Source organism: Streptomyces sp. 3N207 (assembly GCF_052246355.1).
In the GTDB taxonomy this organism is placed as follows: Bacteria; Actinomycetota; Actinomycetes; order Streptomycetales; family Streptomycetaceae; genus Streptomyces.
The window spans coordinates 1-11018 of sequence record NZ_JBQQBV010000049.1 but is presented as its reverse complement, the minus strand read 5'-3'; the positions used below and the strand labels follow the sequence as shown (position 1 = coordinate 11018).

The 11018-nt window shown below is 68.0% G+C and carries 13 protein-coding genes and 3 pseudogenes; 6 read left to right on the top strand and 10 right to left on the bottom strand.

The window, feature by feature from the left end; translation table 11 throughout:
- Positions 1–526 precede the first annotated feature (526 nt).
- The gene (locus ACTWP9_RS36390; protein WP_443250600.1) at positions 527–2686 is read left to right on the top strand and encodes a SpoIIE family protein phosphatase; all 2160 of its coding nucleotides are present in this window, start codon (positions 527–529) and stop codon (positions 2684–2686) included.
- A gap of 216 nt (positions 2687–2902) precedes the next feature.
- Here ACTWP9_RS36390 and ACTWP9_RS36385 read toward each other — a convergent pair whose 3' ends face one another.
- The 4 genes from ACTWP9_RS36385 to ACTWP9_RS36370 are packed head-to-tail and all read right to left on the bottom strand — an operon-like array spanning position 2903 to position 5464.
- Positions 2903–3985 (bottom strand): hypothetical protein, encoded by a 1083-nt coding sequence (locus ACTWP9_RS36385; RefSeq protein WP_443250599.1) that lies wholly within the window; start codon positions 3983–3985, stop codon positions 2903–2905.
- Between the two features lie 2 nt (positions 3986–3987).
- Positions 3988–4380 carry a hypothetical protein gene (locus ACTWP9_RS36380; protein WP_443250598.1) on the bottom strand — a complete coding sequence of 131 codons (393 nt, stop codon included), beginning with the start codon at positions 4378–4380 and terminating at the stop codon, positions 3988–3990.
- A complete protein-coding gene (locus tag ACTWP9_RS36375) occupies positions 4377–4703 on the bottom strand; it encodes a helix-turn-helix domain-containing protein (protein ID WP_443250597.1) in 327 nt (108 codons plus the stop codon). Before ACTWP9_RS36375 ends, ACTWP9_RS36380 begins: the two co-directional genes overlap by 4 nt.
- Positions 4703–5464: a tyrosine-type recombinase/integrase gene (locus ACTWP9_RS36370; protein WP_443250596.1), complete on the bottom strand. Its 762-nt coding sequence runs from the start codon at positions 5462–5464 to the stop codon at positions 4703–4705. The genes ACTWP9_RS36375 and ACTWP9_RS36370 overlap by 1 nt, the downstream gene beginning before the upstream one ends.
- A 774-nt stretch (positions 5465–6238) precedes the next feature.
- Here ACTWP9_RS36370 and ACTWP9_RS36365 point away from each other — a divergent pair.
- The 3 genes and pseudogenes from ACTWP9_RS36365 to ACTWP9_RS36355 form a co-directional block, all read left to right on the top strand.
- Positions 6239–6634 (top strand): hypothetical protein, encoded by a 396-nt coding sequence (locus tag ACTWP9_RS36365; RefSeq protein WP_443250595.1) that lies wholly within the window; start codon positions 6239–6241, stop codon positions 6632–6634.
- A gap of 243 nt (positions 6635–6877) precedes the next feature.
- On the top strand, positions 6878–7408 hold the full coding sequence (locus ACTWP9_RS36360; RefSeq protein ID WP_443250594.1) for a transposase: 531 nt from the start codon (positions 6878–6880) through the stop codon (positions 7406–7408).
- Positions 7396–7584 (top strand): annotated as a pseudogene (locus tag ACTWP9_RS36355) (IS30 family transposase); the annotation flags it as partial. The gene ACTWP9_RS36360 and the pseudogene ACTWP9_RS36355, both read left to right, overlap by 13 nt.
- On the opposite strand, the gene ACTWP9_RS36350 reads toward ACTWP9_RS36355, so the two are convergent.
- The 3 genes and pseudogenes from ACTWP9_RS36350 to ACTWP9_RS36340 all read right to left on the bottom strand — a co-directional run.
- A complete protein-coding gene (locus tag ACTWP9_RS36350; protein ID WP_443250593.1) occupies positions 7535–8209 on the bottom strand; it encodes an IS3 family transposase in 675 nt (224 codons plus the stop codon). The pseudogene ACTWP9_RS36355 and the gene ACTWP9_RS36350 overlap by 50 nt on opposite strands.
- Positions 8206–8400, bottom strand: coding sequence for a hypothetical protein (locus ACTWP9_RS36345; RefSeq protein WP_443250602.1), 195 nt, complete (start codon positions 8398–8400; stop codon positions 8206–8208). Before ACTWP9_RS36345 ends, ACTWP9_RS36350 begins: the two co-directional genes overlap by 4 nt.
- Positions 8401–8462: 62 nt before the next feature.
- A pseudogene (locus tag ACTWP9_RS36340) lies at positions 8463–8531 on the bottom strand (transposase); the annotation flags it as partial.
- Between the two features lie 51 nt (positions 8532–8582).
- Between ACTWP9_RS36340 and ACTWP9_RS36335 the strand changes: the two are divergent.
- Together ACTWP9_RS36335 and ACTWP9_RS36330 are read left to right on the top strand one after the other, a co-directional pair.
- Positions 8583–8714: pseudogene (locus tag ACTWP9_RS36335) on the top strand (DUF3291 domain-containing protein); the annotation flags it as partial.
- Positions 8715–8884: 170 nt separating this feature from the next.
- Positions 8885–9010: a hypothetical protein gene (locus tag ACTWP9_RS36330; protein ID WP_443250601.1), complete on the top strand. Its 126-nt coding sequence runs from the start codon at positions 8885–8887 to the stop codon at positions 9008–9010.
- 9 nt (positions 9011–9019) lie between these two features.
- On the opposite strand, the gene ACTWP9_RS36325 is transcribed toward ACTWP9_RS36330, so the two are convergent.
- The 3 genes from ACTWP9_RS36325 to ACTWP9_RS36315 are packed head-to-tail and all read right to left on the bottom strand — an operon-like array spanning position 9020 to position 10796.
- Positions 9020–9472 carry a PTS sugar transporter subunit IIA gene (locus ACTWP9_RS36325; protein ID WP_443250592.1) on the bottom strand — a complete coding sequence of 151 codons (453 nt, stop codon included), beginning with the start codon at positions 9470–9472 and terminating at the stop codon, positions 9020–9022.
- Positions 9469–9699: a glucose PTS transporter subunit EIIB gene (locus ACTWP9_RS36320; protein ID WP_443250591.1), complete on the bottom strand. Its 231-nt coding sequence runs from the start codon at positions 9697–9699 to the stop codon at positions 9469–9471. Before ACTWP9_RS36320 ends, ACTWP9_RS36325 begins: the two co-directional genes overlap by 4 nt.
- Positions 9700–9749: 50 nt before the next feature.
- A complete protein-coding gene (locus tag ACTWP9_RS36315; RefSeq protein ID WP_443250590.1) occupies positions 9750–10796 on the bottom strand; it encodes an SIS domain-containing protein in 1047 nt (348 codons plus the stop codon).
- Positions 10797–11018 lie beyond the last annotated feature (222 nt).

The window sequence follows — 11018 nt, the reverse complement described above, 5'->3', positions numbered from 1 at the left end:
ACGGCTCCACCAACTCCCACTCGGCATCCGAGAGATCACCACGCGCCACCCTCGACAACTACCAGGCCCAGCCGCCCGCCACCGGCGAATCCCAAAACCAATGATCGGAACCTGGAACAGGCCCTAGCCCCAGACCCCTTGGAATTGATCATCTAGTGGTAGGCATGAGCCGCTGACAGCCTCGGAGATGTCGCACTGACACACATCACGTGATCATTCCGAGGCATTCGCCATGCCGCGCGGGAAGCGATCACACACCGCTTACGATCAGCCACCCCGCTGGCTCTTTGGTGATTCAGGTGACGCCAGGAGCTTCACCACGCGTCGAAAAGACCTCACTATCGAGCATGTGTTCGATGCCCCGCGTTAGCTCGCAGTGCTGCGCCACACGAGTTGAGGTGAGCGACAGACACAGTGCGACGACTTCGGGTCGGTGCGATCCTTGAACCAGTGACTGACACGATCTGGAAGCCCCAGCGGACCGGAGACGTCAGGCGTTGCCTCTCAGAGACGAGGTGTAGTGCAAATGGATGCCTCAGACAGCGCAGGTGCAGCTGGCCGCAGCTCGGAGCCGATCGACGAGTGGTGGCATTCGGACCTGCCGATGCTGGAGCGAATCCTCGCCCTTTCGCCCGTAGGTATGGCTGCGCTGGACGGAGATCTTCGCTTTGTCTGGGTCAACGAGGCTTTGGAGCGCCTCGGGGGCGTCCCCCGTGAGCAGCGGTTGGGCAAGCGTCTGCGGGACGTGTTGCCCATATTGGATCTCAGGCTGGATGTCGAGGGAATTGTATCACGTACGCAGAGGGTGCTAGATACCGGGCAGCCCCTGGTCGATCACCTCATACGAGGCGGCACGAAGACGCAGCCACAGCGGCCGTGCGCGTACTCGCTGTCCATCTTCCGGATCCACGACGCCGCGGACCGGGTGCTGGGTGTGTCCTTCATGGTCCTCGACGTCACCGATCGTTGGCGGGCTCGGGAGCGGCTCGCTTTGCTGAACGAGGTTGGAGCACAGACCGGCAGCACATTGGACGTCATGCACACCGCGCAGATCCTGGCCGACGTCAGCGTGCCGCGCCTGGCGGACTTCGTCGCCGTCGACCTCCTGGAATCGGTGGTACGCGGCGACACACCGCGTACTGGGGCTCACCTCCATCCGCCGCAGATGCGCCGTGCTGGACAGCAGTCGATCCACAAAGGCTTGCCCGATTCGGTCGCGGCGACCGGGCAGGCCGTCGACTTCCATCCCGACTCACCCGAAATGCAGTGCATGCATGACGGGCGCTCCCGCCTGGAAGCCCAGCCGGGTGCGTCAACCAGAGGTTGGTTCGCAACAGACTTGGCTCGAGCCGCGAAGATCCACGAGTACGGTTCCCTCTCCTTGATACTGGTCCCGATCCGCGCCCTCAACGATGTTCTGGGCGTCGTCAGGTTCATCCGCTGGCAACTGCGCGACCCCTTCGAGCAGGACGACCTGCTCCTCGCGGAAGAGGTCGTGGCCCGCGCGGCGGTGAGCATCGACAACGCCCGCCGCTACACCCGGCAGCACAGCACCGCGCTAGCTCTGCAGCGCAGCCTGCTCCCGCGCAGCCTCAATGGCGGCAGCACCCTCGACGTCGCCTGGCGCTACTTGCCCGCCCATTCCTCCGATGGCGCGGGCGGCGACTGGTTCGACGTGATCCCCTTGTCCGGGGCCCGGGTGGCCATGGTCGTCGGAGACGTCGTGGGCCACGGTATCGACGCCGCAGCCACCATGGGGCGACTTCGCACCACCGTTCGCACCCTGGCGGACATAGACCTCCCGCCGGACGAGTTGCTGGCCCACCTGGACGACTTGGTACTGCGCCTGATCGACGAGGAGCAGACCGCCGACCCGTCCCTGGCTCCCGCCGCGCTCGGCGCTACCTGTCTGTACGTCGTCTACGACCCGGTCACGCGTAAGTGCGCCATGTCCCGCGCCGGCCACCCCCCTGCCGCAGTCATCACCCCGGACGGCTCGGTGACCTTCCCCGACCTGCCCGCCGGGCCTCCGCTTGGCCTTGGTGCCCTGCCCTTCGAATCCACCGAATTCGAAATCGTCGACGGCAGCGCCCTCGCCCTGTACAGCGACGGCCTGATACGAAGTCGCGACCAGGACATAGACGTAGGCCTTACCCGGCTCCGTAACGCACTGGCCTCCCGCGAGGCGCGGCTCGACGAACTCTGCGGAACCGTCCTGAACTCCGTGCTCACCGGCGAACCCGACGACGACGTCGCACTACTCCTTGCCCGCACCCACGCCCTCAGCGAGGACCAAGTGGCCACCTGGGAGCTGACCTCCCACCCGTCAGTCGTCGCAGACGCCCGCTCCCTGACCACCGACCGCCTCACCGCCTGGGGACTGGACAGCCTGAACTTCACCGTCGAGCTGATCGTCAGCGAGCTCGTCACCAACGCGTTCCGCTATGGCAACGGGCACATCCGGCTGCGCCTGATCCGGCAGGATACGCTCATCTGCGAAGTCTCCGACGCCAGCAACAGCTCACCACGCATGCGCCACGCACGGACCACCGACGAGGGCGGCCGCGGCCTCTTCCTCGTAGCGCAGCTGGCCCGCCGTTGGGGTACTCGATACACGGCCGACGGCAAGATCGTCTGGGCAGAGGAACACCTCCCGGTGAACGGCACTCTGTATCAGGCGATTTGACCTCTCAACACCGGCTGGCACGAAATCGCCCCTGCACCAGCGTGGCCAGCTGCGCGACGCGCTCCCGGGAGGCGAGCACTTCACCATGGGAGGCGCGAGTGCGACGGTGTCTGGCCAAGGCCAACGGCGCGGAAGACCTCAGGGCCTGGGCGGGACAATGGCTCCGCACCCACTCCCCTCAGTTGCCCGAGTAGCCGCAGGAACACAATGCTGGTATCACCGTGTGTGGTCGCCGGGGGCGTATCGGGACCAGGTGCCTCCGGCTTCGGTGACCAGGCGGGTGGCCGTCTTGTCGTGATAGCCGAGAGCCTTGGCGACGACGGGGGCCGGGGCCTGGAGGACGAGGTGACGGATCGATGAGGTCCGGGCCCGCTGGAGGTGAACACCGAGCCCGCGTAGTCCGTCCCGCAGGGTGCCCGGGGGCATCGGCTGGTTCGCTCGGCGGCCGGGGAAGAGCCAGCGGGACTCCGCGTTCACTGCGGCTGTTCTGCCGGGCAGGGCAGTGATGTAGTCCAGCAGCAGCGTCGCGACGGGTTCCGGGACCGGCGAGGAAGGGTCACCAAGCCGCAGCAAGACGTGGGTGTCGTCGCGGAGGACATCGTCAGTGGCCAGGCGGACGATTCGGCTTACCGGCTGGGCGAAGAGGAGAACCAGGCAGGCGGCGATCCGGACTCGCGGGTCGCTACTGCCGTCGGCGAGCACTCGTCGCAGAGTGGCGAGTCGTTGGTGCTGGCCAAGCGGGTTCGGGTTCGTCGTCGGCCTGTTCGGGATGGAGAGGCGGGGCATGCGGCGGGTGCCAATGCACCAGCGCAGGAATGGCTGTGCTGGTCGCCGGGTGGCGTACTTCTCCGCATGCCAGGCATCGAGGTCCGTCTGAGTCGTTGCATCCAGGGGGACGCCGCGTTCGACGAGCCACCGGAGAAACGCTGCGGCCTGGATGATCTGCTGTCGGCATTCCTGCGTCGTGTTGGCGCCCAAGGGCCCTTCGAGAGCCTTGGCCCGGAGCTTGCGGAGCCGGTGCCAGCGCGCGAAATGCTGGAGGAGTCGGGCATGTTCAAGGTCCTCGGTGGAGGCGAGACGTTCGGCGAGCCACCGCTCGAAGAGCAGGAGTCGGCGGTCGACGCGAGGGAGGACGCCGCTGTCCATCAGCAAGTCACGGAGGTAGGCGGTCGTCCGCCAGTTCGGGAGGTCTTGGAGGGCTTCGTGGGTGAGCAGAACCTGCCCGGAGGCGAGGTCGCGTAGCAGCGCTGGAACCTGGGGGTTGCGCAGCCAGTTCAGGCGGCTCTTCGGCCGTTCCATGTTCACCAGCAGGTCGTGGAGGGGGACCAGACGGGGTGCAGGCGGCCGGTGCCGTCGTCCAGGAGCACGGTGAGCTGGTCGGCGAGAGTGCAGCGTTCGCAGAGGCGTCCGCCCAGCAGCATGCCCTCGAATCCGCACCGGTCGCAGAAGAAGTTGCGGGTGATGCCAGCGCAGTCGCGGCAGACGGCGGCCCCGTCCGGAGCCTTGCCGGGAAGGAGCCGTGTGGTGCCGCAGTCGGGGCACTGCCCGCGGACGCGCATGGCCCGTTCGAAGCAGGTGCGGCAGATCGGTCCGTCGCTCCACTCGGCGGCCTTGGCCGCCCGTCGGCCGCAACGTGTGCAGTCGCGGACGTGCCAGCGCTCGTATTGATCGTGGGTGCGGTAGGCCGGGCTCATGACTCCGGGGTGAGGCGGACGCGCTTGGGCCGTCGGGCGGACAGATCGATCGGGGCCTTTTCGCCAACGGCCCGGCGGACCGGGAGGTTCTGTGCCGAGGTGGCAATCAGGTCGGCCGGTGTGCAATCCAGGATGTCGCAGAGGGTGGCCAGCACCGGCAGGGACAACCGTTCCGGGGTGCCGGAGACGAGGCGGTGGACCTGAGAGGAGGACAGGGTGATGCCGCGTTCGACCAGGTGCGGCATCAGCTCGGCGACGGTGAACATGCCGCGGGCGGCCATGAGTTCCCGCAGTCGCCACCGGTAGCTGATCTGGCGTGGCATCACGAAGTCCTTCCCGGCCGCAGGGCGGCCTCGATCGTGGCGTCCCGGGCTCGACGCAGCGTGCGGGTGCGGAAGTCGGAGGAGACGCAGGTATAAATCGCGGTCGTGGAGGCGTAGTCGTGGCCGACCTGCTGCTGGACGAACAGCGGGTCGAAGCCGTCTTCGATCAGATGAGTGATGTAGGACCTGCGCAGCGAGTGGAACTCCAACGCGGGATCGAGACCGAGTGCGTCACGGTAGGCGGCGAAGCGGGAGTCCAGCCGCTGGAGGCCGACTCGACGGGCGCGTTCGGACGGCCACAAGGCCGGGCCGGTGGAGTGGCGCATACCGGGCCGGACCTCGCTGATCCACTCCTCGATGATCTCCGGGGTCCAACGCCAGACCGTCAGTACGGTGCGGCGTTTGGGCGGTGAGCCCTTCTTCGCCTTGCCGTAACGGACTTGCAGGGTGCCGTAGTCGCCGAACTCGGGGCCTTGAGGGTTGCGGCCGAAGTCGGTGAGGTCGAGCATCCGCGTCTCTCGCCGACGCAGTCCGTAGCCGTAGGCGGTCTTGAACAGCGCGGCGTCCCGGAAGGCCGGCAGCCACCCTTTGCGGCCCTTGCCCCGCACCCGCAGAACCTGTTCGTCGGCGTGGTCGAAGAACGTTTCCAGCTCAGGCCGGATGAAGGCCCGTCGCTCGGGCTCGCCCTCTGCTTCGTCGGCGTGTGCGGCGGCGTTCCACTCGTGGACGACCTGCACCGGGTGCGTACCGAAATGGCGCATGCATTCCTCAACCCAGCCGTAGGCCGGTTGGCCAGGAAGGCACAGAACAGCCGTACCGAGCCCTGGTAATTGCGCAGGGTGGAGCGGACGCAGCCGTGGACGGCCCGCAGGTCGGCCGACCAGTCGTCGACGTGCTGCGGGGTCCACTCCCACGGCATCGCATCCGCGTGACGGGCGAACGAGCGGACCGTACGTTCCTGGTCTTCGATGTATCCGGGCGAGAGATTGCGCGCGAACTGTTGGTTGCGCCACCCCTGAAGCATCGACTCAAAGACCTGCTCGTCGGGCCGAAGCAACGGCAGACCGTCAACGAGCTGGAGCCGGGCAGACCCCGGCGCGAGAACATCCTCGCCCATCGGTCCTCACTCTCTGTCTATCGCATTGGATGCGAGAATTTCGCATCCAATGCGAGCCGGGAGCGTTTTCGCAGCTCAGTCGCTCGAAGGAGTGAGAAGCCGCCTACTGTCGCGACGGCGTCGCTACGGTGGAACCGGGCGTCGGTGCAGACCCCCGCCCCCGGTCAGACCACTGACCTCTCGTCATGCTCCGCTGCCAGGACGGATGTCGCGTATTCGCATCCGATGCAATTGGCGTCGGTAGGAACATCGGTACAGCGGTTGGCGCTGAGAGGGATCTTGACCGTGCAGCAGGAGACTTACGCGAGTTTTCGGCCGGATGTTCCTCGCCGTGGGTCTGCCAAGACCAGCAGCACGCTTTTCACCTCCCGGCTGGGTCGCCGTCGCCCCGGCATCCCCACCTGGCACGATGCTGATCATGCAGCCGCTTCCTGTTCCCTGCCCCGCTCCCGACATCCCGGACGTCACCAGCCCCGAGGCGTTTTACGACGCTTACAAGGCAGCCAAGCAGCAGAGGGCCGTGTTCATCGGCATCGAGCGCCAGGGGGACCAGTGGTTGGTGAAGGCGGACGAACTCTCCGTCGGCCCCGGGCACGTCGTCGACGAGGCCGCCCAGGACGCCATCCGGGCCGCCTTCACCCGCCTTGCCCGTAACCGGGAGACCCGCGAGTACTCCCTCTACTCCGGCCCGGTCTACTACGTGCTGTCCGACCTGGAGAGCGAGGAGAGGGCTCGCGAAATCGCAGCCGCACTGCACGCAGCAATCTACGTAGACCTGGAGCCCCTGGCCCGCGCCGTTCCCGCAACATCATGACCAGGTGAAGAGCGATCCGGACCGTGTCATCGGCCACGCGTTCCAGCTTTCCCGAAGCCCACGGACCCGCTGCCGCACCGGCCCGGAGGGGCGCCGCGCGATCTGTCCGCTGCCAAAGCCGAGCAACTGCTGGAGTCGGTCGTCCCCGTCGGCCCGGCCGAACTCACCCGCCATGCCCTCGCCATTGACCTGATCGCTGAGATCCGAACATGGGACACGAAGCTGAAGGACTACACCAAAGCCATGGCCGAGCTCGTCACGGAGTCCGAAAGCCGACTGATCGATACTCCCGGCATCGCAGCCGTGACCGCCGCTCGCCTCCTCGGCCGGACCGGAAACCCCACCCGCTTCCCGACCGCAAGCGCCTTCGCTCAGTACGCCGGCACCGCTCCGATCGAGATCGCCAGCGCGGACCGCACACGCCACCGCCTGTCCCGGCGCGGCGACCGCCAGCTCAACTCGGCACTGCATACCGTGGCGATCACGCAGATCCGCATGCCTGGCATGCGGGGCCACACCTACTACCAAGCCGAGCTCGCAGAAGGTACGACACCCCGCGAAGCCCAACGCTGCCTCAAACGCCGACTGGCTGATCACGTCTGGCGCACCATGGTCGCCGACGAGCACCGCCGCACCCGGACGGCCCAGGAGGACAACCGGGGGGCGACTACAGCATCCAGCGCGGCCGGCCCAACCCCGATGGCCAGCTCTTCGGACAAGTCACTTCCCGGACCCGCCACAACCGAGCCTACGCCCCCAGAACGACTGGCTTGACAAGCACAGAGGCACCCAAGGGCACCGACCTGGCCCGATGGGACGCTGACGAACTCGCCGCCATCGCGGCCGTCCTCAACTCCCGCCCACGCAAGACCCTCGGCTGGAAGACACCTGCGGAAGCCCTCAACGATCACCTACGATCAGCGCAAGCCAGTGTTGCGACGACCGATTGAATCCGCCCTCACTGGCGCGGTCCGAATGGAAGATCACCCCGGAGACGCCGCCGCCGCGGGTGGCGGCGGCCATGTTCAGCGCCGCGACCACCAGCTCCGCGTCGTGATGGGCGCCCGTGGCGAACCCCGGCAGCCGGCGGGAGTACAGGTCGATGACGGTTGCCAGGTACAGCTTGCCCTCCTCGGTGTCGATCTCGGTCATGTCCCCGACCCACACGGTGTCCGGGGCAGCCGCGCTGAAGTCGCGCCGCAGCCAGTCCGGGGCCGCCGGGCGCCTGCCGGGACTGGTCAGGCCGGGCCGGCGGCGCACCGTGCGGGCGGCCAGGCCGAACTCGGCCATGAGCTGGGCCACGGTGTTGACCGACACTCGCCAGCCGGCGCGCACCAGCTCGATGAAGATCTTCGGGGAGCCGTAGGTGCCCCCGGACTGATCGAAGATCCGCTTGGTCTCCTCCGCGAGACTCATCCGGCGCCCCTGGCGCTTCGTCACCGGATCCTTGATCCACTTGTAGAACCACGACTCGCTCACCCCCAGCACCCGGCAGGCCACGCGGTACGGGACGCCGTGCTCGGCCCTCTGGTTACCGATGAACTCCGCGACAACCGCAGGCTCAGCCGCGATCACTTCACCCAGAGGGCCACGAATCGCTTGCAGACATCACGCTCCATCTCCAGCTCGCGGACGCGCTGGTCCTTCTCCCGTGCCTCGGCCCGCAGCCGCTCCAGCTCCTCTCGCTCGGGCCCCCGCAAGCGGCCGGCCGGTGACGGCGACGCCGCCGGGGCGTCGGGCGAGCCGTTGCGCTTCGCCCGCGACACCCACGAGGCAGAGTCCCGGGATTGATGCCCAGTTCCTCCGCGACCTGCGGGATCGTCTTCCCGGTCTCCCTGACGATCCGCACCGCGCCCTCACGGAACTCAGCGTCATACACGCGTTGCCTGGATGCCATGACTCCCAACTTGCCCTGCTCTCACGGTCTCCACGGTACGAGGGGAAGCACATCCTGAAGTCACCTCTCGCCGATCCCGCACCTCTCACGCGTGAATTCCACGACAGTGGTGAGGCCATCTACCGGAAGATCAGCCAGCACCCCGGATACCTCGCTCGTGCTGAAGCAACAAGCTCGCCACGGGCTGACCGCCAACGACGACTACGAGGGTCGCCCCTACCGGGGCGGCCCTCGTTCTGTCCTTCACCAAGCACACCACACTTCAGCGATCCGGCCGCACCAGCCGCCACCGGCCCTCATCGCTACGAACAAAGCCCCGTGCCGCCCTGGGAAGGGGCAGCGCGCGGTACCTCGTGGCCCAGCTCGACTTCGCCGACGGTGCCGCGCTGCGCTCCCCGCAGATGGCCGCGGTCACCGCCGACGCGGAGGCACTGCCTGCGCAACGCCTGATGTCCACCGGCGAGGTCACGCCGGGCTGAGCGCCGGGGTCAGCCTCCGGCCTCGAACAGCTTCTCCCCTATCAGCGCGACGCCGCCCGGCTCGGGAACCCGCACCGATCCCTTGGGCTGGTCCATCGCGACGACGAGCACCATGGGGGACATGTCCGGACCGGAGATGGTCGACGGATTCCAGAGCACCATCGGGCCGCCTTCCTCAACGGTGCTGCCCTCCTCGGCGAGCACCTCGAAGCCCCGACCCTCGAGCCGGACGGTGTTGATGCCGAGGTGCACGAGGATGCTGACGCTGTCCTCACCGAGCACGACGAACGCGTGCGGGTGCACCTTCAGCGCCTTGCCAGCGATTGGGGACACGACGGTGACCTCGCCGGGATCGGGGTCGATGCCGACTCCCGGACCCACCATCTCGGCGGCGAACACCGGGTCGGGCACCTCGGCAAGCGGGACCAGCCGGCCGGGGCACGGCGCGAGCACCGTGATCACATCAGGTCCTCGATGTCCTCGGCGATGTTGTCCGCCTCGGGGCCGACGACCACCTGCACCACGTTGCCCGCGGCGACGACGCCATAGGCCCCGGCGGCCTTGAGCGCGGTCTCGTCGACGAGCGACCCATCCCGCACCTCGGTCCGGAGACGGGTGATGCACGCCTCGATCTCGACGACGTTGGCGGACCCGCCGAGTCCGGCGAGGATCTGCTCGGCCTTGCTCATGGTTGTTCCTCCTTGATGAGAGCGGTTCCCGACTGGCTCAGGTGAGCGAGTCACGAGTGTGGGTCAGTTGCGGTGACCTTCGCGAGGCCACGGGGGTTGTCCGGGTCGAGGCCGAGCTTGCGCGCGAGGCCTTCGACGACCAACTGGGCGGGCACGATGGCCCCGAGTGGGGCCAGCGCCTCGGGCAGCTCCGGACCGGGCACGTGCACGGCGCAGGCGGCGCCGAAGCGCGCGTCGCCGCCGATGCCCACGACGGTGGCGCCCCGGCCGGCGAGGTCGTCGGCGAGCCCGGCCAGCGGCGCGAGCAGCGGTCCGTCCGGAGCAGCGACGAGCACTGCGGTGACGCCCGAGGTCACCACCGAGATTGGCCCGTGCCGCAGGTCGGCGTACGAGTAGCCGCGCACCGGCCGCAGGCAGGTCTCCTCCAGCTTGAGCGCGGTCTCGAGCGCGGTGCCCATCATCAGCCCGCGGCCCGAGACCACCGTGTAAGCCGCGTCGCGCAGCGCCTCGACGGCAGCGCCGACACCGCCCGGGTCGCCGATGAGCCGCTCGACCTCGTCGGCGACCCGGGCGAGCTCCTCGTCGAGATCCTCCAGCGAGGGGGCGATGGCGGTCCCAAGCACCGCCATCGCGACCAGTTGGGTGAGGTAGGTCTTCGTGGCTGGGACGGCGAGCTCGGGGCCGGCCTGCGTGACCAGCGCGAGATCGGCCTCGACGGCCAGCGGCGAGCCGTCGACGTTGGTGACGGCGACGGTCGCGGCCCCGCACTCCCGCGCCCATGCCTGTGTGTCGACGATCTCCCTCGTCGAGCCGGACTGGGACACGCACACCACGACGGCATCGGACAGGTCGAGTCTCGCCCGGTAGTGCGTCGCCACGCTGGGCGAGATCAATGCCCCGAGCACACCCGCGTGCGTCTCGAGCAGGTAGCGGCCGTAGACGGCGGCGTTGTCGCTCGACCCACGCGCCGCGAAGAGCACCTGCCGGCGACCCGCGGCGAGCTCCCGGATCGCCGGTCGGAGCGCGGTCAGCGCCCGCAGAGTGCGTCGTACCGCGGCGGGCTGCTCGGCCACCTCGACCGCCATCTGCGTGCTCATCGAATCTCCTCGCGACCCTTGGCAACCGGCCGGACCACCGACCACGCTCCCAACTGGTACGGACCAAAACGTATTACTGAGCTTTTCGTTAGTTGTGTGGGTGTGGGGGGTGGATGACCAGCCCGGTGTGGGTGAGGAAGGCCCAGGGGAGTCGGTGGTTCTCGTTGATGCGGTGGATGCCGCGTTCGGTGGCGTCGGCGACATCAGCGAGGTGGTCGCCGG